The organism is Pseudomonas syringae group sp. J248-6, from assembly GCF_032586995.1.
In the GTDB taxonomy this organism is placed as follows: domain Bacteria; phylum Pseudomonadota; class Gammaproteobacteria; order Pseudomonadales; family Pseudomonadaceae; genus Aquipseudomonas; species Aquipseudomonas amygdali.
This window is the reverse complement of sequence record NZ_JAWHOP010000015.1, coordinates 12,430-33,833: the sequence shown is the minus strand read 5'-3', so window position 1 is coordinate 33,833 and position 21,404 is coordinate 12,430. Positions and strand designations below refer to the sequence as shown.

The window sequence follows — 21,404 nt, the reverse complement described above, 5'->3', positions numbered from 1 at the left end:
TTTGATGAACATTATCGCGCTGCGCCGGTGCTTTTTTGACCTCAGGCAGCCCTGTTGGTCACGATGGCGCTCAGATAGTTGGCCAGGTCATGCAGGTACACGAAGGGGTGACCCTGACGACTGCCGCCTGTGCGGCTGACCTTCAAGTCGATGCGTCCTGCGTTGATCTTGCGCAGCAGATTTCTGTCGTTCGACAGGTGCGAAAAATAACGCTCTCTGACGGCGCTCAGCGAAGGGCACGGCGTGGCGAATTCTTTGCGAAGTTGATCCAGTATTTCGTTCATTCCATGACTCCCTGTGGTTTGCATGTGAGTACTCCCGAGATGGGGTGCAGACAAACAATACGATATGTAGCGCGTTGTGACAATACAGTTTGTATTTTAAATACGATTTGTATTGTTCGTCTCACAGGGAATCGATGTACCAGGACACGCGAGCAGTGCCGTTTTCAGGGTTGCGGGTGACGCTGATACCTTCGGCCTCGCTGATCTGATCCATGATGCTCTCCCAGTGAGCCACCGATTCGCCAGGCTCCCTGATCAGCAGGACCTGATGCTCGATCTGCGCCTTGTCACTGGTGATAGCGTCCTGAATGCGCTGTGCCAAGTCCAGGTAAGCGTCATGTTGCGAGGTGTCGGGGAACTGCTTGAGCATGAGTGAACTCCTTTTTACTGTATGTGCATACAGTAATTGAGGGGTGTTTCTCACGCAAGCTACAAATGTTTCCTACACGGACACCTGCCCGGGACGAAACAGTGGCGCATGAAAAAGCCCCGGTTATCGGGGCTTGGACGTGGCATGCCGGGGGTCAGAGACGCATCGTCATCTGCCTGATGACACCGATCAGTTTGCACTCCTCGGTCACCGCAAGGGTCGGGTAGGCGGGGTTCAGCGGCTTGAGAAAATAGCGCCCGGCGTCTTCGACCAGTTTTTTGAACGTGGCTTCATTGCTTTCCGGCAGCTTGGCGATGACCAGCTTCCCGGCAGTGGGCTCGATTCCGGTATCGACCAGAATCAGCATGCCCTCTGGAATGCTCTGGCCTGCGGGCGCAGTCATCGAGTCGCCTCGCACGACCAGCCAGAAGGCACGGCCCTTGGCTTTGTAGTCGCTGATCTCGAAGGTGTCCGAATAGCCGGCGGGGTAGGGCTCGACGGCTTCACTCCAGCCACCGGCCTCAACCCAGCTTATGACCGGATAGCGATAGAAACGCGAGGGCTGCACCGTGGGTTCCACGTTGTGCATGCCGGGTTCGCTGGCCGGAATGGAGGTGGTGAGAATCGGCAGGTCGAGCTCGGTCAGGAACCGATTGATAACCTCGATCTTCGGCTCACGCTTGCCATTCAGCCAATGCCCCACCGCGCCGGGCGTCACGCCCATGCGCTCAGCCATCTCTTCCTGGCTGATCTGCTGGGTTTCCATGACCTGTCTTGCGACTTCATACCATTTTCTGTTCATGCGTCGAATCATACAGGCTGTAGGGTGTTGAGCAATATACATAATGTAATGCTTCGTTGTGTCGTAAAAATACAAAATGTATTGTAAGGCCTTGGCTGTTTCTGGCGGAAGAAGCCGGGCGCAGTTTCAGAAAGGTCCTACAGGAGAGACACGATGATCGAAAAAGTAGAAGCGGTGATGCAGCACTGGGGCGAGCAACGCATGCGTATAGGTCTTGGCGGCGGGCTGAGCAGTCCTATGGCCGGGATCATGGAGTGGGGCGCTTACATTCCACGTCGCACGCCCGGCTCGCGCGCGCTGGTGGGGAATGGCAGCGGCCTGGACTATATAAGCAGCGAAGTCGAGGCGGCTGTGGCGCAGCTTTCGCGCAGCCCTGCAAAGAGCCGCGGGCCTGAACTGGCGCAACTGGCGACATTGCGTTATGTCGAGTCGTTGCCGGTGCGCGAGCAGATGCGTCTGGTGGGCATCAATGAAGGCGCAGACCGCACCTACCGCAACTGGATCAACAAGCTTCACCAGCAAGTGCTGGCGATTCTCGCTGAGCGCAGCGCTTCCAGAAGCAATAACGCCGTCGCCGACAAGGCTGCGCAAGGGTAAATGAAGACACGGTTTCACGCCGTTTATCCGGGTCGATTGCACAGCTGTGGCCGAACTCGTGTTGAACTCCGGTCAAACTCGACCCACCCCGAAACTGCCCCTTCCCAGGCTTTCCGGAGGGGGGTAAAAAGGTCCCACGATATGCGATTTGCGCCTCAGGGCAGCAGCCGGAAACAGGCTGAACAACAGCCACAACCGGTCACTCGCGACCCACCTCAAACCCCGCCTCGGCGGGGTTTTTCATTGGGTCAGGCACACGGAGGCCAGTGCACATGTTGAAGGACTTTCGATGCGGGCAGTGCAAGAAACTGCTGGCCCGCATGGGTGAGTACACAGAGCTCCAGATCAAATGTTCCCGCTGCGGAACGTTGAATCATGTGAAGGCCGCGCGCCTCGAGTTATCGCCGTTGAGCGACAGAGGTACAGCAGCGTCGTTGCTGCCTCGCGGTGCTAATCAGAGGTATTAATCATGTCCAATAGCAGTTCTGCTGTCAGCCAGCTCAAGAATATTCCGCTGGTAGGTATCAACCTGGGTTCAGTGGCTAACGCCGGGCAGATCGTGCCTGGCGAGGCAGGGACTCATTATCAGTGGCCCAATCGTGGAACCATCACTACCTGGGTCAAGAATCGGGGCGTGCGTCTGATCCGTTTCCCGTTCGAACTTCAGCGCGCTATTCAGCTGTCGACTCTGGACGGCCTGCCAGGTCAAGGGGCGAACCTGAATACCGACTTCGTGAAGCGCTGGAAAGAAATGCTTGGCTGGATTCGTGAAGACTCCAATGGCGAGGCCAGAATCATTCCTGATCCGCACCACTACATGCGTTTGCATCGCTACGAAACCGATGCAAACGGGAACCTGACCGGGCGCATTCTTCCTGCCGCGGAGGCCGGTAATCAGAACGGCTGGAAGGCAACCGAGTCGGTATTGATCAAGGATGGGAACGGTGTCAGTGGCACTTTCTGGAGCGCCGTTCACTTGGCCAACTTTCACCAGAAGCTGGTCACCGAATGCGACGATCCAATGGTGTTGGGCTGGGGGTTGGGTAACGAGCCGTATTCGAATACTACGGTGGGTGCCAAGGACTACATTACGTTCCCTGCTCTTGAGGCGCTGTACATCAGCACGATGAATACCGTGCTGCAGGCGTTGCGCAACAGCTCGAAAAAGCCGGTGTTCATTTGTGGGCTTGAGTTTGCAAGCGCCAGAAACTGGGCCACCGTCTCTGCCAACCTTCAGTCGAAGATCGTCGACCCGGCCAATGCAATTGTCTGGGAAGCCCATGCTTACGGCGATTACGATAAAAGCTCCAGCGGTGCCTACGCCAATAACAACGACCTGATCTCGCCGACCGTTCTGCGCGATGAAATCGTGGGGCCGTTTCTGACCTATGCCAAGACCAACAAGATGGCCGCATTTATCGGCGAAACAGGGATTCCGCCAACGGCTGCCGGTCGCACCGCGCTGAAAAACCTGCTCGATAAAGCGAAGGCGGAAAAAGTGCCAGTGACACTGTGGGTCACAGGGCCAGGCACCGATGGCGAAAAGATGAGCCTGGAGGCCAGCAATCAGGCGGAGACCGTCGCACTGGTCACACCGTACTTTGCCGAGCGCATTGCCCTGTGGGGTTATGCACAGGCATGACGGTGCAAGTCATTCCGTTCTGACCCAACAACGGAGCCCCGCATCAAGGGGCTCTTTCCAGTTTATTCAGGCTTTCGATTTTCGAGGGCCTTGAGAGTCCACCACCCTATTACGGAGCACCAATGGACCCAACCGACCTAGGCCCAGGCACAGCTACCTGGCTGGGCGGCACGGGCACAATTCTGCTTGGCGGCTTTCTTTGGCTGCGCAAGTTTCTTTCCAGAGATGCAACAGACCGGGCGATGGACAACGCGGACATCGGTACGGTGCGCCGCCTCAATGAGCTGCTCGACTCCGAGCGCCAGGCGCGCAAGGAAGCCGAAGCGCGGGCTGATCAGTTCGCCAAGGAGCGCAACGAGCTCGCCGCAGCGGTTGGGCGGATGGAGGGCAAGATCGAAGCCCTAACCAGCCACATCGTTCAACTCACCGACAAGGTCACCACGCAAAGCGCCGAAATAGCCCGGCTGCGATCCCAACTCGGAGGTGCAAACGATGCACAGATGCGCAATTGATTTCATCGCTCGCCATTGGTGGCGGCGCCTGGAGGTCTGGCTGATTTCCGTACTGCTGATCGCTGGCTGCCTGATGCTCGGTTTTCAGGCCGGGCAGTGGTCGGCGAATGCCGAGCATACGCAGCAGCTGGCCGAGGTTCGCAATGCCTACGACGCAGCGCTGGGCAAGCGCGACCGGCGCCTGGACAGGCTGGCCGAAACCACCACCCAGGCGGCAGACAAGGTCGAGAGTGCTGCATCAATTGCCAATCAGGCCGCTCACACGGCCAGCCGTGCTGCAGACAAGGCTGATGAGGCGTTGGGCAAGGCGAACCAGTAGGCGTTTCCCACGCCGCAATCAACCTCAACACACGCGGAACCCCTCATGAAGATAACCCCGATAGTTGCCCACTTGCAGGCGACCTGCCCGAGCTTTGCCGGGCGAATCAGTGCCGGTATCGACTGGGCGGCGGTCGCCCTCGGTGATCAGCTCGCCCACCCGTCGGCGTACGTCATTGCCACTGGCGATCAGCCCACCGCCAACGATTTGCAGAACGTTATTCGCCAGAACATCACCGACCGGATTGACGTGGTGGTGGTGCTCGACGGCGGTGACAAGCGCGGGCAGGAAGCCAGTGAGCAACTACACACCCTGCGCGCTGAGTTGTGGCGAGCGTTGGTGGGCTGGAACCCGGATCGCGATTACGACGCGATGCAGTACACCGGTGGCGCGCTGGTGCAGATCAGCGGCGACCGGGTGACGTATCGCTTCGGGTTTGCAGCGCAGTTTCAACTGGGCCGCAACACCTCCGATCAGCCTGCCGAGACCTGGCATGAAGCGTATCTGGACGGTTTGCCCGGATTTACCGGCGCCACCCTCGAGATGGACTGCGTTGACCCCGCAGATCCGAATCTGAAAACCCCCGGCCCTGATGGCCGTATCGAAGCGAAATTCACAATAGAGGTAACACCATGACTCAACGCATCACTGTAGTACCGGCCGAGGGCCGCACTGTGCCGGATCCGGAGGCGGGCGATTTGCTGCCCGTCGAAGGTCGGCAGGTGACCTTCAACGCCTGGTGGCAGCGTCGTCAGAACGACGGCGACATCACCCTTCAAACCGAGCAATCCACCACCACCCAACAAGCCTTCACGGCTTAACCAAGAGGAAGCCAAACAATGGCTATCAGCTTTAACAACATTCCATCCGATGTTCGCGTGCCGCTGTTTTATGCGGAGATGGACAACTCGGCCGCCAACAGTGCGTCGGCCAGCATGCGCCGACTGATCGTTGCGCAGGTCAACGACGATGTGTCCGGCCCCGAACTGGGTTCTCTGGTGCTGGTGCCGAGTGTGGCGCTGGCGAAAAACATTGGCGGTCAGGGCTCCATGCTGGCCGCCATGTATGAAACCTGGCGCAAGGCGGACCCCACCGGCGAAGTCTGGTGCCTGCCGCTGATCAATACCGAAGGCGCCAAGGCCAGCGCGAAAGTCACCCTCAGCGGGGCGGCGACCGAAGCCGGTTTGCTGAACCTGTATGTCGGCGGCATGCGAGTACAGGCCACTGTCGTTAACGGCGCAACCGCTGCCCAGGCGGCCACGGCACTGTCGGTGAAAATCAACGCCACGCCTGATCTGCCGATCACCGCGGCTGTCGAAGCGGGTGTGCTGACCCTTTCCTGCAAATGGAGCGGGGCGAGCGGCAATGACATCCAGCTGGAATTCAACCGCCAGGGCAAGACCAATGGTGAAGTCATTCCGGCTGGCCTGACGGCAGCAGTCACTGCCATGACCGGCGGCGTGGGTACGCCTGATCAGCTCAAGGCACTGGCTGCGCTGGGCGATGAGCCGTTCGAGTTCCTGTGCATGCCGTGGACCGACACCGCCACGCTGGATGCCTGGAAAGCGGCGATGGATGACAGCACCGGTCGCTGGAGCTGGGCGCGTCAGTTGTACGGCCACGTTTACACCGCCAAGCGCGGCACGGTCGGTACGCTGGTGGCTGCAGGTCAACTGCGCAACGATCAGCACATCACCCTGCAGGGTGTCGAAAACGGTGTGCCGCAACCTGTCTGGCTGCAAGCCGCTGCCCTGGCTGCACGCACGGCGGTGTTCATCTCTGCCGACGCCAGCCGTCCGACCCAGAGCGGCACCATGCCTGGCATCGATCCGGCGCCGGCCAGTCAGCGTTTCACCCTGACCGAGCGTGAGTCGCTGTTGCGTTACGGCATCGCCACGGCGTACTACGAAGGCGGTTACGTGCGCATTCAGCGTTCGATCACCACCTACCAGAAGAACGCTTACGGCCAGGCTGACAACTCGTACCTGGACAGCGAAACCATGCACCAGTCGGCGTTCATCATCCGTCGTCTGCAAGGCATCATCACCAGCAAGTACGGCCGCCACAAGCTGGCCAACGATGGCACGCGCTTCGGTGCCGGCCAGCCGATCATCACGCCGAGCACCATCCGTGGCGAGTTGATTGCGCAGTACGCACGCCTTGAAGAAGAGGGTCATGTGGAGAACGCCGAAACGTTCGCCCAGCACCTGATCGTTGAGCGTGACGGCAATGACCCAAGCCGCGTGAACGTGATGTTCCCGCCTGACTACATCAACGGCCTGCGCGTGTTCGCGCTGCTCAACCAGTTCCGCTTGCAGTACGACGAAGCGGCATAAGCCTAACCAACCCTTTCAAGCCCGCCTCGTGCGGGTTTTTTCATTCTGGAGATAAACAACATGGGTCAGAAAGTTGCGGGTACCTGCTACATCAAAGTGGATGGCACCCAATTGACCATCAGCGGCGGCGGCGAAGCGCCTCTGATGAACATCAAGCGCGAGACGGTCGTGCCTGGTTACTACAAGGAAACCGAAAAGGCCGCCTGGTTGAAATTCACCGCCGTGCATACCGCGGATCTGCCGCTCAAGCTGCTCACTACCGGTGTGGACATGACCATCACCTGTGAATTCAAGAACGGCAAGACCTACGTCCTGTCCGGCGCCTACTTGGTCGATGAGCCGATCAGCAAGGCTGACGACGGCACCATCGAGCTGAGATTCGACGGCAATCAGGGGAGCTGGCAATGAGTGAAGTCATCGACCTGGCCAGCCCGATCGAAGCGCACGGCGAAACCCTTTCGCAACTGACCTTCCGGCGCCCTACGGCGCAGGAAGCGCGGGCCATCAAGGCTCTGCCGTACAGGATCGACAAGAACGAGGAAGTTTCCCTGGACCTGGACGTGGCGGCGAAGTACATCGCCGTCTGCGCCGGCATCCCGCCCTCGTCGGTCAATCAGATGGATCTGTGCGACATCAACACGCTGAGCTGGAAGGTTGCGAGTTTTTTCATGGCAGCGGCATCAGCAACCTTGAAGGACTGATCGCCGTCGTTTACGACCTCGCGTACTTCTGGAAGACCGATCCCGAACTGATGATGTCCAGGGAGCTGGACGTCATCACCGAATCGATCTTGCAGGCGCAACGCATCAACCAGATCCTGCAGGGGGAGTGATGGCAGACACTATCAGAACGCTGATTACCGGCGTCGACCAGCTGTCTCCAACGCTGGCAACTATCCGCAACAATGTTAAAGGCCTCGAGACCAGTCTGGGGGCCATAGACCTTGGCAAGGCAGTCACGGACAACGCTTTGGCGGGGCCTTTGATTGCCGGGGTAAAGGCAGCGATCGGTTTCGAGACCAGCATGGCCGGCGTGAAACGGTCGGTCACCTTTGAAACACCGCAACAGTTCCAGCAGATGAGTTCCGACATTCTGGACCTCAGTGAACGACTGCCGGAAAGCGCCAACGGTATCGCGGCGATTGTTGCTGCCGGTGCCAAGGCCAATGTACCGCGTGAAGAACTGACCGGGTTTGCCAGCGATGCCGTGAAAATGGGTGTCGCATTCGATCAGACGGCGGCCGAGTCGGGCGACATGATGGCCTCTTGGCGCTCATCGTTCCAGATGACCCAACCGCAAGTCGCGGCGCTGTCCGAGAAGATCAATGTGCTCGGCGGCAACAACCTGGAAAAGAAAATCGCCACCATGGTGACTGCAATGGGCCCGCTCGGGCCGGTTGCGGGGATGGCCTCCGGGCAGCTGGCGGCAATGGGCGCAACCCTGGCAAGCGTCGATGTGCCGGCCGATGTGGCCGCCAGCGGCATGAAGCGATTCATGCAGTCGTTGACCGAAGGTGGCGCGGCGAAAGCCGGGGCGTTCGAGGCGTTGCAGCTCGACGTCAATCAGCTGACCCAAGGCATGCAGAGTGACCCGTCCGGGACCATTGAAAAGGTTCTGACGGCGGTCTCCAGTGTTGACCCCGGCAAGCAGTCGGATGTCATCACGCAACTGTTCGGTGCCGAATCGCTGGGTGCTATCACGCCACTGCTGGCCAATCTGGATGTGCTCAGGTCCAACCTGGCCAAGGTCGGCGAGGGCGTGCAGAACAGCGGCACTATCGAGAAGGAATTCGCCGACAACTCGCAGACCACGGCCACGGCCATCAAAGAGATGACCAACCGTGTCGATCGTCTGGGCATCAATATCGGCAGTATGTTTCTGCCGGCGATGAACGAAGCAATGGCCGTGATCGGGCCGATGATTTCTCAGGTCGCCGCACTGGCGGCCGAACACCCTGGCGTGATCAAGGGTGTGGTGGCCGCTGCGATTGCGTTCGGTGTATTGCAAGTTGCGGTCATGACAGCGACGACCGCCATGAGCGTACTTGGCGCGGTGATGGGCCTGTCACCGCTGGCCCTGATCGTGCGCGGCCTGGCGCTGGCGGCAGGTCTTCTGATTGCCAACTGGTCGACCGTCGCGCCTTATTTTCAAGCTGTCTGGGAAGCGATTCGTGGGCCGGCCATGGCGCTGTGGGACGTACTCAAGGCGGTCTTCGCCTGGACACCGCTGGGCATGATCGTCGCCAACTGGCAGCCGCTGTCCGAGTTCTTTGCTGCGCTTTGGGACGTTATCAAGGCGCTGGCCACGCCGTTTTTCGACTTCCTGCAGACACTGTTTGCGTGGTCGCCGCTGGGCATTGTCGTGGCCAACTGGCAGCCGTTGTCCGAGTACCTGGCCGGCCTGTGGGAAACCATCAAGGCCGAGGCGCAACCATTTACCGATGTGCTGGCAACGCTGTTCAGTTTTTCGCCGCTGGGCATGGTTATCGAGAAATGGCAGCCGATCAAAACCTGGTTCGCAGGTCTGTGGGCGGACATCAAGCCATTCATCGAACCGATCATGAGCTGGTTTGGTGGCGACACTGATAAGACCGTGCTGCAGCGAGCGACGGAGAAGGTCAATCAGTTCGCGGAACAACAGCGGATACGCAATGCAGGGCCGGGCGGCGGGACCGGTGCGTTTCTGGCGGCCGGTGCCGTCGACAACGTTCGCATGAATCAGCAGTTGCTCAATCAGGCCACTGGCGTGCCGCCGACCAGCCAATTGCTCGGCGTACCCGCCCCACTGGTTCCCGGCAGCCTGTTGCTGCAGCAGGGCGCAGGCGGGGCCGGTCCGCGACTTGAAGGCGAGCTCAACATTCGCTTTGAAAACGCGCCGCCGGGCATGCGTGCCGGGCAAGTGCAAACCAACCAGCCGGGTTTGACGATATCGCCAAACGTCGGTTATCGAACCCTCGGCGCAGGAGCCGGATCATGAGTACATGGCGTGACAGCCTGCTGCCAGCGTCTTTCCGGGGCGTCGGTTTTTTCATTGAAAAAGCCGTCGTCCCGGCAGGCCGCAAGGGGCAGTTGCATGAGTTTCCACAGCGCGACGAGCCTTATTTCGAGTCGCTGGGCAAACAGTCGAAAGTTCATACGCTGACGGGGTTCATTGTCGGTCCCGACTGTTTCGAACAGCGAGACAAACTGCTTCAGGCGCTGGAGCAGGAAGGGGCTGGCGAGCTGGTGCATCCCTGGCTGGGTCGCGTGCAGGTTCAGGTTGGCGAGTGCGGCGTCACACACAACCTGAACGAAGGCGGACTTGTCCGGCTGGACCTGAAATTCTATCCGGCCAACCCGCTCAAGTTTCCGGTGTCCACGCTCAACACCCGGCGGCAGTTATTGGGCGCGTCCGAGAGCCTGCTGGACTCGGCGCTCAGGCGCTACCGTTCGGTGATGGCCACGGTGGACGCGGTACGTATCAACATTCAGGCGCTGCGCAGCGCCCTGTCGGGCGTATTCGCCACCATTCAGCGGCAGTTCGCACCGTTCATGGCGATCTATTCGGATGTCACCGCGCTGGTGCATTCGCTGGTCAACGCGCCATTGACGGTCAGCACGCTGTTTACCACGTTCTTTGCCAGTTTCGATGGCGACAGTCGTCGAGCCAGAAGAGCGAACGGCACCAGCAGTATTGGCGGGGCGAGTACCGGAACGAATGTCGGGTCAGGTTCCGGTGGCTCGACAGGGGGCGGCTCAGGCAGCGGTTCCGCGAGTGGCAGTAACGGCACCGCTGCTAGCAGCACGGCAGCAAGGTCCGGCAGCAATGGCGGCGTGTCCTCTGTTGAAACGGTCGATTACCGGTCGGTCATTTCCGAGGCCACACAACAGGCAGAGGCGGTGTCTGGTATCAATCTGGTCAGCCAGGGCAGCGGTCTTGATACCAGTATGACGGCTCAGGCCACTGCCAACCTGGTACAGGATGCGCTGTTGGTCAAGGTGGCGAGAATCGTCGCGAGCATGCCGATTGCGACGACGGTCACGCCGCTGAATGTGGTGCCCTCGCTTGATCAGCAGGTGACGCAAGCGCTGCAACGTGTGGATGTGCCGGTTGCCGATGACGTTATCGAACTGCGCGACACGCTGAGTTCGGCCATCTGGGAAGCGTCGTTGAAAGCCGACCCCGAACACTACCTGGCGCTGAACACTTTGCGTCAGGCCCTGGTCCGCCATCTCAATGCGGTGGCTGCGTCTGGGGTACGTCTGGTGGACATGAAGGTGTCCGAACCGCTGCCTGCGCTGGTGCTGGCCTATCGCCGATTCGGCGACGCCAGTCGGGCGCTGGAAATTGTGCAGCGCAACCGCCTTGCGCATCCTGGTTTCGTGCCGCCCGGCACGCTGAAGATCGCTCGGGAGTAACCCATGATCGACCCTAACGTTGTCACCCTGACGGTAGACAAGCACGACTATGCCGGTTGGAAATCGGTGGAAATATCTGCCGGGATCGAGCGTCAGGCCCGCAGCTTTGAGGTGAGTATTACCTGGCAGTGGCCGGGCACTGAAGTCGCGCATCCGATCACCCCCGGTGCCGCCTGCGAAGTGCGTATCGGCGGCGAGCTGATCCTGACCGGCTGGGTGTTTGCCGCGCCGGTCAGCTACGACGGCACGCAGGTCAAACTGACGATTTCCGGTCGCTCGAAAACCGCCGACCTCATTGACTGCTCGGCTATCAACAGGCCGAGCCAGTGGAAAGGTGTTGGGGTGCTGAAGATTGTCGAGGCATTGGCTGCTCCCTACAAGTTGACGGTAATCAGCGAAATACCGGAGACCTCGAAAATGGCAGATCACACCATCGAGCCGGCCGAAACCGTGTTCAAGTCCATTGACCGACTGTTGACCCTGTTCCGGATTTTTTCCACCGATGACGAGTACGGCAATGTGGTACTGGCCAGGCCGGGGAGTCGAGGGCAGAGCGCCGACGCGCTCGAGCTCGGCAAGAATGTACTCAGCGCCAGCATCGCCCGGGATTTTTCCGGACTCTTTTCCGAATACCGGGTGATTGGTCAGCAGACCGGTAATGACAAGACATTCGGCAAGGAAGCGTCGGAGGTGTCAGCCGAAGTCATCGACCTCAGGCATGACGACCCGGAGCATGAAAAACGTCTGCGTGTGCTGATCGTGCATGAGGACGCCCCGATCACTCCCGCGCTTGCCCTGAGTCGGGCCAATTGGGAGCGTGGTCAGCGGGCGGGCAAGGCACTGCTCACCACGTACAAGGTGCAGGGCTGGCGGCAGTCCAACGGCGCGCTTTGGCGGCACAACACCATGGTGCGGGTGATCGATCCGGTCATCGGTTTTACCAGCAGGAACATGCTGATTTCAGCGGTGACCTATTCCCTGACCGATAAAGGCACGATCACCACACTGGTGGTCGGTCCGCCTGAAGGTTTCCAGGCCGAGCCGGGTGACCCCAACAAGCGCAGCAAGGTGCAGGTCAATCAGGACGCTTACTCCTGGCTGCTGCCCATCGACGAGGAAACAACCTCATGAGCTTACTCAATCGCATGCTGGTGCGCGGCACGGTGGTGCTCGCCAGGGCCAGCAGCAAAATGCAGGCGCTGCAAATGCGCCTCACCGCCGGAGAGGTCAAGGACGACATGGAACACTTCGAGCCCTATGGCTTCACCAGCAATCCGCTGGCTGGCGCCGAGGGCATTGCCGCCTTCATTGGTGGCGACCGATCACACGGGCTGCTGCTGGTGGTGGCTGATCGTCGTTATCGCCTCAAGGGCCTGGAGTCGGGCGAAGTGGCGATCTACACCGACGAGGGCGACAAGGTTCACCTCAAGCGCGGCAAGGTCATCGACATTGAAACCGACACCTTGAACATCAAGGCCGCGGTAGCGGTGAACTTCGACACACCGCAGATCACCCAGACCGGAAAGATCGTCTCCCAGGGCGACCAGCTTGCCGCTGGCATCAGCCAGATCAGCCATCTGCATGCCGGTGTTCAGGCAGGTAACGGCCAGAGCGGACCGCCCGCTGGAGGTGCCGGATGATTATTGAAGGCTCTCTGCAGGCGTCCTTGCTGCGCTCGGTGGTCATCAGCCTGTTCACCTGGCGTCGCGCCGAAGCGGACGATCCGTTCGACGATGCCGAACGTTTTGGCTGGTGGGGCGATACCTACCCGGCGCAGGCCAACGACCGTATCGGCTCCAGGCTGTGGCTGCTGCGCAGGGTCCGGCTCACTGGGCAGACCCAGCGCGACGCCGAGTTCTATGCGCGCGAAGCGCTCGCCTGGCTGATCGACGACGGTCAGGTCAGCAACATAAACATCCTTACCGAACAGGTTCAGAGCAATCGCCTGAACCTGGGCGTCGAGCTGGTCGTTTCGGACGGTCAGATCGTGCGCTTCAACCCTTCTGAACAGTGGCAGGTGATTTATGCCGTTTGAAACACCTACGTTACCGGCGCTGATCAACCGAACCCAGGTCGACCTCGCCGACGAAGCGCTGCGTCAGTCCGATGCCCGGGTACTGTCCCGTGCACACAGCGGTGCGGCCTACGGGCTGTACGGCTATCAGGACTGGATTGCCGACCAGATTCTGCCGGACACCGCCGACGAGGAAACCCTTGAGCGGCAAGCCATCCTGCGTCTGAGGCAGCCACGCAAGGTTGCCCAGGCCGCCACTGGCTCCGTGCGTTTTACCGCCGCTGTCGGTGCAGTGCTGGATGTCGACACGGTTCTGCAATTCAGTGACGGGCGCTTCTATCGAGTGACAAAAGGCGTCACCACGGTTGCAGGCAACAACACAACCACGGTCGAAGCCGTGGATGCAGGCGTGCTTGGTAACGCAGATGCCGGTCTGGTCATGACTGCCGTGCAACCGGTCGAAGGCATCGACAGTACGTTCACCGTCATCGGCGACGGTCTGACTGGCGGCATCGCGCAGGAAAGTATCGAGTCGTTGCGTGCTCGAGTGGTGCGCTCCTACCGGGTCATTCCTCACGGCGGCAATCAGGACGACTACGTGACCTGGGCGCTGGAAGTGCCGGGGGTGACGCGCGCCTGGTGTGTGCGTCGCTTCATGGGGCCGGGTACGGTGGCGGTGTTCTTCATGCGTGACGATGAGGCTGACCCGATTCCTGACACCGAGCAACTGGCTGCGGTGGCTGCTTACATAGAGCCGCTGCGTCCGGTTACTGCCGATGTATATGTGTTGGCGCCAGTGCAGAAGCCTGTGATCTACACGATCAGGCTCACGCCTGATAGCTCTGCCGTGCGATCAGCGGTTGAGGCTCAATTGCTGGACCTGCACAACCGTGAGGGCGGACTGGGCGAAACCCTGCTGCTGACGCACATCGCCGAGGCCATCAGCCGCGCGACCGGCGAAACCGATCATGTGCTGATTGCGCCTGTTGCCAATGTAGCCGCAGGCCCTAACCAGTTACTCACGTTCGGGGGCATTCAATGGTCGTCATAAGAACTGCCGAGCACTACGCCGGGCAATTGCAGGCGCTGTTGCCACCCGGGCCTGCGTGGGACCCGGAGCGCGTACCGGAATTGCAGCAGGTCATTACCGGCCTGTCCCGCGAGTTCGCGCGCATCGATGGCCGTGCGTTCGACCTGCTCAACGAAATGGACCCTGCAACCGTCAGTGAACTGGTACCGGACTGGGAGCGGGTCATGAACCTGCCGGATCCGTGCCTGGGGCTCAAACCCTTGTTCGCAGATCGACGCTTGTCAGTGCGCCAGCGGCTGGTGGCAACAGGAGGGCAGAACGCAGCGTTCTACATCGACATTGCCGTCAGCCAGGGCTACCCCGACGCCACCGTCACCGAATTTCGAGCGCCCCGTATGGGGCGTTCGCGTTTTGGCCAGGCGCACTTCGGCACCTGGAACGCGCAGTTCATGTGGACCCTGAACACCGGCGGTCGCCAGCGGCTTGGGCGGCGCTTCGGGGCCAGCTACTGGGGAGAGCGATTCGGGGTCAACCCCGGGCTCGCTATCGAATGTTTGATCCGTCGAGCTGCACCGGCGCATAGCGTCGAATTCGTTAACTTCAACTGAGGAACACAACGTGGATTATCCCAAAAGTGTGCCAGGCGTAGGCTTGGCAAGCGGCAAGTTTGTAGATGAAAACCCGGCAACCGGCACACCCGGCTCGCTGATCCCTGCGGCATGGGGGAATTCGGTGACGCAGGAGATTTTGAACGTCATCCTCGGCGCTGGCCTGGTGCCGAATGAGGAAGATGTCACTCAATTGCACAGGGCCATTCTCGGGCTCGCCGCATCTGACTATAAGAAAGCAGTGCGTTGCGCCACGACAGTTTCCATTGGGCTGAGCGGTTTGCAGACCATTGATGACGTCACGCTGGTGGCCGGTGATCGGGTGCTGGTGAAGAATCAGGACACTGCGTCGCAGAACTGGATTTACGTGGCCGCGGCAGGCGCCTGGGCTCGTGCGCAGGATGCGAACGAAAGCACCGAATGCACGCCGGGTCATCTGGTGCCGGTGCAGGCCGGCACGAAAAACGCAGGCACCGTGTGGCAACTGGTCAATACGACAGTGCCGGTGTTGGGTACAACTGACCTTGCGTTCGAGCGTCTATTGGGACGCAGTGGTGTTGCTGCGGGTGATTACACCCGGGTCAAGGTCAATAAGTTCGGGCAGGTGGAAGAGGGGAGCAACCCTACAACACTTAGCGGTAATGGTATTTCGGATGCGTATACCAAGGCCGAGGCCGATCTGCGCGATCTTCAGCGGCCGCTGCGTGATTCCATCACGCATGTAGGTCTTTCCAATAACAAGCCTGATGCGCCTTATATGCGCCGTGAGTCCGATGGCGCCTTGGTTTCCCTGCAACCGAACCTGGGTTTTACTCCGGTACAACAAGGCGGTGGTACAGGCCAGCTCGACAACAAGGTGAAGATCGGCTGGTCGAACAACGGCCTCAAGGCGATGGTCGATGCTACTGATCTTGGCAATATCTGGTATGCGAACAACTTTAATCCAGCCACCAAAGCTGACTGGGGCACTACGCTGGCGTCTTATAAAATTACTGACGCTTACACCAAGGCTGAGGTGTATGCCAAAAGTGAAGTGGATACGCGACTGGCCAGTAGGGCGTTGGCGGACGCTATCTCTTATGTAGGGCTGGGCAGTGGAGATCTAGGGCAGCCCTACATGCGACGATCTTCTGACTCTGCGACCTGCTGGCTTCAGACTAGATTGCTGTATACGCCGGTTCAGCAGGGCACTGGTTTGGGTCAGCTCAACAATGTCGTGAAGATAGGCTGGTCGGACAACGGTCTTAAAGCGACCGTTGATGAAACCGATATGGGCAATCTCTGGTATGCCAAGAATTTCGACCCGACAACCAAGGCTAACTGGGGTACAACGCTCGCTTCGTACCGTATCGCCGATGCTTACACAAAGGCTGAAAGTGATCTGCGTGACTCACAGCGACCTTTGGCGGACTCCATAACCAATATAGGCTTTGCCGGTAATGACGTAAATCTTCCATACATGCGCAGAACAGTGGACGGTACGGTTTATTACCTGCAGCCGCGACTTGGCTTCACTGCGGTTCAGCAAGGCACCGGCGTTGGGCAACTCAGTAACCTAATCAGAATTGGCTACGATGGCGCTCAACCCAGACTGACAGTAGACAATACTGACTGGGGCCGGATCATGACCGAGAACAATCTCATGCCCAACATAGGGGCGCAGCAGGCTGGCGGTATTGGAACCTATGCACTTCTGTTGATAGGAGGAGGGAATACCGGTACTTCAGGTAATCCGGGTGAAGCTGTTGCGGGTTCATCCTGCTTGTATTCTGCAACGTCTGGTCATGCCACGGGGGCCCCGGTAGGCACATGGCGATTGATGGGCTTTGTCCTGGACAAAAACTTAAATGATGCTAACTCGGTCACTGTTTGCATGAGGATTTCCTGATATGGCTGTTCTGAAAAGTGCGCGTAACCCACGCTGGAATGTTGAACATAACGTTGTCACTCTGGATGTCATTTTTGTAGAAACGGAAGACACGCTGGGTGAAATTCCGTTTGCGGCATCGCCAGACGATATCGTTGCCCATGGGCGAGAAATTTACCAACTGGCCGTGGCGGGAGAGTTTGGTGATATTGGTGAACCGACCGAGCTGGAAATTCAGGCTTCTGTCAATTTGAAACGGGGCTCGGCCTCAGCGCTGGCAACCGCGAAAATCAACGCCCTGCAAATAGCGTTGGAAATAATCCATGATGCTGTTGAGCTTAATAAGGCCAACGATCAACAGGTAGCCAGTCTTGCCGGATTGGAAGCGGAATTTAATGCTTGGAGAGCTTATCGGGTAAGTCTTGCGCAGATAGAGTCTCAAACAGGGTTTCCTCTTTCTGTCGAGTGGCCCGACCCGCCAGCACAGCCTTTTATTTTTACGCCCCCCTCGGAGCCTGATGCTCAGAAGACGATGGCTGGATAACGCCCCGCACTGACGGGGCGTTGTTTTATCCGCAGTGTGTATTGCGCGTGAAGCAGAAAATCTTCGTCGACCTGGGATGTAAGCAAACTACTTAGGAGGCTCCATGCTTATCAACCAGCAACAACTACTAAAAATCCTCCCCAACGCCGGCCCCCAAGCCGGCGTTTTTGTTCCTGCTCTCAACACCGCAATGGCTCGTTACGCCATCGACACTCGCCTGCGTATCGCCGCGTTCATCGCCCAGATCGGGCATGAGTCCGGGCAGCTTCGGTATGTGCGCGAGCTGGGTAGCGACAGCTATCTGGCCAAGTACGACACCGGGCAGTTGGCGTTACGTCTGGGCAACACGCCGGAGGCAGATGGCGACGGCCAACTGTACCGGGGCCGTGGGCTTATTCAGGTGACGGGGCGGACCAACTATGAAGCGTGCGGGGAGGCGCTGGGGCTGGACTTGTTGCGCCAGCCGCAACTGCTTGAACAGCCGGAGCATGCCGCCATGTCGGCGGCGTGGTTCTGGGACCGTGCCAACCTCAACGCGCTGGCAGACAAGGGTGATTTTCTGATGATCACCCGGCGTATCAACGGAGGCACCAATGGCCTGGCAGATCGGCAGGCGCTTTACCAGCGGGCATTGGAGGTGCTGCCGTGAAAGTGCTGGAGATGCGATTCCTGATCCTCGCATTCGTGCTGGGGTCAGGGCTGGGTACATGGGCCGCCTGGCAGTGGCAGGCGGCCCGCTATGGCCTGCAACTGTCCGCGCAACAGCTGACGTGGCAGCAAGAGCGCGAACAGGCGGCGCTGGCGCTCGTCGACTGGCAGAACGCTGAGCAAGCACGAAGGCGGGCGCTGGAACTCCGTCTGCAAGATAACGATACAACCATTCATAAGGAATTGAGCGATGCACAGACTTCTCAGGCTCGCTTGCGTGATCGTCTGGCTACCGCTGATTTGCGGCTGTCAGTCCTCCTTGCCAGCCCCACCGGTGGCGATGGAATGCCAACCGCCTCCGGTTCCGGCGGCGTGGTTCATGGAAGCTCGCGAGGCGAACTTGACCCAGCGGCTGCTGGACGAATTGTCGCCATCACCGACTACGGCGATCAGGGATTGATCGCTTTGAAGGCCTGCCAGGCCTACGTGCGCGAGATTGCGCACTGATGTTCCTCTCGGCTCCCCACCCTCGGCCATCGTGCCCCTGCCTCAATCCCGCCTCCACAAGGAGGCGCGGCCCTCTTTTCAGCTTTTAACCGCTTTTCAATCGGCGCAGCCCGGTACATTCATATTGCACCGGTCGGTTCGGTACGCTAATGTCCCGAAACGTACCGATGAGACCCCTTCCGTGACGACTGTCAGCAAACTCTTGATGCGCGTTATCAAGGCTCACGCCCGTTGGCGTTGGCGCGCCTGACTATTTCCTTGCCGGCCCTGCCGGACCCGTACCTGTATGCCTTCGATATATGATGCCTTTGCCTCTGTCACCCCCAGCGTTGTGGCTGAAGAGGGGACGCATGGGCGAAGTGGAATCCGGAAGGCCTGAATCAAGTCAGTAAATCAAAAGGTTGATAGCAAAATGCTGCTGATGATCGATAACTACGATTCGTTCACCTACAACGTCGTGCAGTACCTCGGTGAGCTGGGGGCCGATGTCAAAGTCATTCGTAACGACGAACTGACCATTGAACAGATCGAAGCCCTGAACCCCGAACGCATCGTGGTCTCGCCCGGCCCGTGCACACCCAATGAAGCCGGTGTCTCGCTTGAAGTGATCAAACATTTCGCGGGCAAACTGCCGATTCTGGGTGTGTGCCTGGGGCATCAGTCCATCGGGCAGGCCTTTGGTGGCGATGTGGTGCGTGCGCGTCAGGTGATGCACGGCAAAACCAGCCCGGTGGTGCACCAGGACGGCGGCGTGTTCGAAGGTCTTAATCACCCACTGGTGGTAACCCGCTACCACTCGCTGGTGGTAAAAAGCGATACCTTGCCCGAGTGCCTGGAAGTGACCGCCTGGACTGCGCTGGAAGACGGCTCGGTTGACGAGATAATGGGCCTGCGTCACAAAACGTTGAACGTGGAAGGGGTACAGTTTCACCCTGAGTCGATTCTGACCGAGCAGGGCCACGAGCTGTTCGCCAACTTTCTCAAGCAGAGCGGCGGCCATCGTCAGGGCTAAGGATTTTTTATGACTACCCCCATGAACATCAAAAGCGCGCTGAACCGCGTGGTCAACCAGCTGGACCTGACCACTGACGAGATGCGCGACGTCATGCGCGAGATCATGACCGGCCAATGCACCGAAGCGCAGATCGGTGCGTTTCTGATGGGCATGCGCATGAAGAGTGAAACCATCGATGAGATCGTCGGTGCTGTTTCGGTCATGCGTGAGCTGGCCAGCAGTGTTGAGCTGAAAACACTGGATGGCGTTGTAGACATCGTTGGCACTGGTGGTGACGGCGCAAATATTTTCAACGTGTCCACGGCGTCGGCTTTTGTCATCGCAGCTGCTGGCTGCACGGTGGCCAAACACGGCAACCGCGCAGTGTCGGGCAAGAGCGGCAGCGCCGACCTGCTGGAAGCCGCCGGGGTTTATCTGAACCTTACGCCTGTTCAGGTGGCTCGCTGCATCGACAGCGTGGGCATCGGCTTCATGTTTGCCCAGTCCCATCACAGCGCAATGAAGCACACTGCCGGGCCGCGCCGTGAGCTGGGGCTGCGCACACTGTTCAACATGCTTGGCCCGCTGACCAATCCGGCTGGGGTTCGCCACCAGATCGTCGGCGTGTTCAATCAGGCGTTGTGCCGGCCGCTGGCCGAAGTGCTGCTGCGGCTGGGCAGCAAGCATGTGCTGGTGGTGCACTCGCAGGACGGCCTGGACGAGTTCAGTCTGGCCGCGCCGACCTTCGTTGCCGAGCTGAAAAATGGCGAAGTGACTGAATACTGGGTACAGCCCGAAGACCTGGGCATCAAAAGCCAGAGTCTGTATGGCCTCGCTGTGGAAAGTCCGGCAGTTTCGCTGGAACTGATTCGTGATGCGCTTGGGCGACGCAAGACCGAGAACGGGCAGAAAGCCGCGGAAATGATCGTGCTTAATGCCGGCGCCGCGCTCTATGCTGCCGATCATGCGACCAGCCTGAAAGAGGGTGTGGCCTTGGCACACGATGCCCTGCACACCGGCCTTGCGCGGGAAAAGCTGGAAGAGTTGGGTGCCTTCACGGCAGTATTCAAACAGGAGAACGAAGCATGAGCGTGCCAACCGTACTGGAAAAGATTCTTGTTCGAAAGGCCGAGGAAATTGCGGCCCGTCGAGCAATTGTCAGCCTCGCCGAACTTGAACAACAGGTCGCCAGCGCCGATGCGCCACGTGGCTTTGCCAACGCGCTGATTACTCAGGCCAGGTTGAAGCTGCCTGCCGTCATCGCAGAGGTCAAAAAGGCGTCTCCAAGCAAAGGCGTTATCCGGGAAAACTTCCTGCCGGGCGAGATCGCCAGAAGTTATCAGGCGGGAGGCGCGACCTGTCTTTCAGTGCTCACTGATGTCGATTTCTTTCAGGGTTCCGATGCCTATCTTCAGGAAGCTCGGGCGGCGTGCAATTTGCCGGTGATCCGCAAGGATTTCATGATCGATCCTTATCAGGTGGTCGAGGCTCGCGCGCTGGGCGCTGACTGCATTCTGCTGATCGTGTCGGCACTGGAAGACGCGCAAATGGCTGAGCTGGCCGACGTTGCCAAGCGTGTCGGACTGGACGTACTGGTCGAGGTGCACGACGGCGACGAGCTGGAGCGCGCACTCAAGACGCTTGATACACCGCTGGTGGGTGTCAACAATCGCAACCTCCACACCTTTGAAGTGAGCCTGGAAACCACGCTGGAGTTGCTACCGCGCATCCCGCGTGATCGCTTGGTCATCACCGAAAGCGGCATTCTCAATCGTGCGGATGTCGAGTTGATGGAAATCAACGATGTCTATTCGTTCCTGGTGGGCGAGGCTTTCATGCGCGCCGAACACCCGGGCGCCGAGTTGCAGCGGCTGTTCTTTCCGGAGCGCAAGCTTGCGGCGAGCGGCCCGTCCATCGACTGACTGAACTGAAC

The 21,404-nt window shown here is 59.3% G+C and carries 27 protein-coding genes; 24 read left to right on the top strand and 3 right to left on the bottom strand.

Going from position 1 to position 21,404, the window contains the following annotated elements; genetic code table 11:
- Positions 1 to 41: 41 nt before the first annotated feature.
- From RYC17_RS18770 to RYC17_RS18760, 3 genes are all read right to left on the bottom strand, one after another.
- A complete protein-coding gene (locus RYC17_RS18770; RefSeq protein WP_003316268.1) occupies positions 42 to 284 on the bottom strand; it encodes a pyocin activator PrtN family protein in 243 nt (80 codons plus the stop codon).
- A 121-nt stretch (positions 285 to 405) separates the two neighbouring features.
- Positions 406 to 654, bottom strand: a complete 249-nt coding sequence (locus tag RYC17_RS18765) for a DUF1654 domain-containing protein (RefSeq protein WP_316904042.1) — start codon at positions 652 to 654, stop codon at positions 406 to 408.
- A 154-nt stretch (positions 655 to 808) separates the two neighbouring features.
- The gene (locus RYC17_RS18760) at positions 809 to 1,420 is read right to left on the bottom strand and encodes a LexA family transcriptional regulator (RefSeq protein WP_316904131.1); all 612 of its coding nucleotides are present in this window, start codon (positions 1,418 to 1,420) and stop codon (positions 809 to 811) included.
- A gap of 189 nt (positions 1,421 to 1,609) precedes the next feature.
- On the opposite strand from RYC17_RS18760, the gene RYC17_RS18755 reads away from it, so the two are divergent.
- The 24 genes from RYC17_RS18755 (at position 1,610) to trpC (ending at position 21,393) form a co-directional block, all read left to right on the top strand.
- On the top strand, positions 1,610 to 2,053 hold the full coding sequence (locus RYC17_RS18755; protein ID WP_011269120.1) for a hypothetical protein: 444 nt from the start codon (positions 1,610 to 1,612) through the stop codon (positions 2,051 to 2,053).
- A gap of 272 nt (positions 2,054 to 2,325) precedes the next feature.
- Complete coding sequence (locus tag RYC17_RS18750; protein ID WP_004644430.1) at positions 2,326 to 2,520, top strand: Com family DNA-binding transcriptional regulator; 195 nt, start codon at positions 2,326 to 2,328, stop codon at positions 2,518 to 2,520.
- A gap of 2 nt (positions 2,521 to 2,522) precedes the next feature.
- Positions 2,523 to 3,695 (top strand): cellulase family glycosylhydrolase, encoded by a 1,173-nt coding sequence (locus RYC17_RS18745; RefSeq protein WP_016982694.1) that lies wholly within the window; start codon positions 2,523 to 2,525, stop codon positions 3,693 to 3,695.
- Positions 3,696 to 3,817: 122 nt separating this feature from the next.
- The gene (locus RYC17_RS18740) at positions 3,818 to 4,207 is read left to right on the top strand and encodes a hypothetical protein (RefSeq protein ID WP_003411734.1); all 390 of its coding nucleotides are present in this window, start codon (positions 3,818 to 3,820) and stop codon (positions 4,205 to 4,207) included.
- Entirely contained in the window at positions 4,188 to 4,526 is a 339-nt protein-coding gene (locus RYC17_RS18735; protein WP_003372736.1) for a hypothetical protein, read from the top strand. The genes RYC17_RS18740 and RYC17_RS18735 overlap by 20 nt, the downstream gene beginning before the upstream one ends.
- A 45-nt stretch (positions 4,527 to 4,571) precedes the next feature.
- Positions 4,572 to 5,162 carry a hypothetical protein gene (locus RYC17_RS18730; RefSeq protein WP_316904041.1) on the top strand — a complete coding sequence of 197 codons (591 nt, stop codon included), beginning with the start codon at positions 4,572 to 4,574 and terminating at the stop codon, positions 5,160 to 5,162.
- The gene (locus RYC17_RS18725) at positions 5,159 to 5,347 is read left to right on the top strand and encodes a DUF2635 domain-containing protein (protein WP_057455684.1); all 189 of its coding nucleotides are present in this window, start codon (positions 5,159 to 5,161) and stop codon (positions 5,345 to 5,347) included. The genes RYC17_RS18730 and RYC17_RS18725 overlap by 4 nt, the downstream gene beginning before the upstream one ends.
- An 18-nt stretch (positions 5,348 to 5,365) precedes the next feature.
- On the top strand, positions 5,366 to 6,862 hold the full coding sequence (locus tag RYC17_RS18720) for a phage tail sheath subtilisin-like domain-containing protein (protein ID WP_230016958.1): 1,497 nt from the start codon (positions 5,366 to 5,368) through the stop codon (positions 6,860 to 6,862).
- Between the two features lie 60 nt (positions 6,863 to 6,922).
- Positions 6,923 to 7,270, top strand: a complete 348-nt coding sequence (locus tag RYC17_RS18715; protein ID WP_122258504.1) for a phage tail tube protein — start codon at positions 6,923 to 6,925, stop codon at positions 7,268 to 7,270.
- Positions 7,267 to 7,563, top strand: coding sequence for a phage tail assembly protein (locus RYC17_RS18710; RefSeq protein WP_002551918.1), 297 nt, complete (start codon positions 7,267 to 7,269; stop codon positions 7,561 to 7,563). The genes RYC17_RS18715 and RYC17_RS18710 overlap by 4 nt, the downstream gene beginning before the upstream one ends.
- Positions 7,564 to 7,693: 130 nt before the next feature.
- On the top strand, positions 7,694 to 9,838 hold the full coding sequence (locus RYC17_RS18705; RefSeq protein ID WP_316904040.1) for a phage tail tape measure protein: 2,145 nt from the start codon (positions 7,694 to 7,696) through the stop codon (positions 9,836 to 9,838).
- Positions 9,835 to 11,259, top strand: a complete 1,425-nt coding sequence (locus RYC17_RS18700) for a DNA circularization protein (RefSeq protein ID WP_122258506.1) — start codon at positions 9,835 to 9,837, stop codon at positions 11,257 to 11,259. Before RYC17_RS18705 ends, RYC17_RS18700 begins: the two co-directional genes overlap by 4 nt.
- 3 nt (positions 11,260 to 11,262) lie before the next feature.
- A complete protein-coding gene (locus RYC17_RS18695; protein WP_058408567.1) occupies positions 11,263 to 12,390 on the top strand; it encodes a phage baseplate assembly protein in 1,128 nt (375 codons plus the stop codon).
- Positions 12,387 to 12,899 carry a phage baseplate assembly protein V gene (locus tag RYC17_RS18690; RefSeq protein ID WP_316904039.1) on the top strand — a complete coding sequence of 171 codons (513 nt, stop codon included), beginning with the start codon at positions 12,387 to 12,389 and terminating at the stop codon, positions 12,897 to 12,899. The genes RYC17_RS18695 and RYC17_RS18690 overlap by 4 nt, the downstream gene beginning before the upstream one ends.
- On the top strand, positions 12,896 to 13,294 hold the full coding sequence (locus RYC17_RS18685; RefSeq protein WP_316904038.1) for a phage GP46 family protein: 399 nt from the start codon (positions 12,896 to 12,898) through the stop codon (positions 13,292 to 13,294). The genes RYC17_RS18690 and RYC17_RS18685 overlap by 4 nt, the downstream gene beginning before the upstream one ends.
- A complete protein-coding gene (locus RYC17_RS18680) occupies positions 13,284 to 14,324 on the top strand; it encodes a baseplate J/gp47 family protein (protein WP_122258508.1) in 1,041 nt (346 codons plus the stop codon). Before RYC17_RS18685 ends, RYC17_RS18680 begins: the two co-directional genes overlap by 11 nt.
- On the top strand, positions 14,312 to 14,911 hold the full coding sequence (locus tag RYC17_RS18675; RefSeq protein ID WP_058408570.1) for a YmfQ family protein: 600 nt from the start codon (positions 14,312 to 14,314) through the stop codon (positions 14,909 to 14,911). Before RYC17_RS18680 ends, RYC17_RS18675 begins: the two co-directional genes overlap by 13 nt.
- Positions 14,912 to 14,921: 10 nt before the next feature.
- Positions 14,922 to 16,799: a phage tail protein gene (locus RYC17_RS18670; protein WP_122281056.1), complete on the top strand. Its 1,878-nt coding sequence runs from the start codon at positions 14,922 to 14,924 to the stop codon at positions 16,797 to 16,799.
- A gap of 1 nt (position 16,800) precedes the next feature.
- Positions 16,801 to 17,322 carry a phage tail assembly chaperone gene (locus tag RYC17_RS18665; RefSeq protein ID WP_122281057.1) on the top strand — a complete coding sequence of 174 codons (522 nt, stop codon included), beginning with the start codon at positions 16,801 to 16,803 and terminating at the stop codon, positions 17,320 to 17,322.
- 103 nt (positions 17,323 to 17,425) lie between these two features.
- Entirely contained in the window at positions 17,426 to 17,971 is a 546-nt protein-coding gene (locus RYC17_RS18660) for a glycoside hydrolase family 19 protein (RefSeq protein WP_316904037.1), read from the top strand.
- On the top strand, positions 17,968 to 18,477 hold the full coding sequence (locus RYC17_RS18655) for a lysis system i-spanin subunit Rz (RefSeq protein ID WP_193600953.1): 510 nt from the start codon (positions 17,968 to 17,970) through the stop codon (positions 18,475 to 18,477). Before RYC17_RS18660 ends, RYC17_RS18655 begins: the two co-directional genes overlap by 4 nt.
- Positions 18,478 to 18,889: 412 nt before the next feature.
- Positions 18,890 to 19,489 (top strand): aminodeoxychorismate/anthranilate synthase component II, encoded by a 600-nt coding sequence (locus RYC17_RS18650; protein WP_002551940.1) that lies wholly within the window; start codon positions 18,890 to 18,892, stop codon positions 19,487 to 19,489.
- A gap of 21 nt (positions 19,490 to 19,510) precedes the next feature.
- Positions 19,511 to 20,560, top strand: a complete 1,050-nt coding sequence (gene trpD / locus RYC17_RS18645) for an anthranilate phosphoribosyltransferase (protein ID WP_058408574.1) — start codon at positions 19,511 to 19,513, stop codon at positions 20,558 to 20,560.
- Positions 20,557 to 21,393, top strand: coding sequence for an indole-3-glycerol phosphate synthase TrpC (trpC, locus tag RYC17_RS18640; protein ID WP_122258513.1), 837 nt, complete (start codon positions 20,557 to 20,559; stop codon positions 21,391 to 21,393). The genes trpD and trpC overlap by 4 nt, the downstream gene beginning before the upstream one ends.
- Positions 21,394 to 21,404 lie beyond the last annotated feature (11 nt).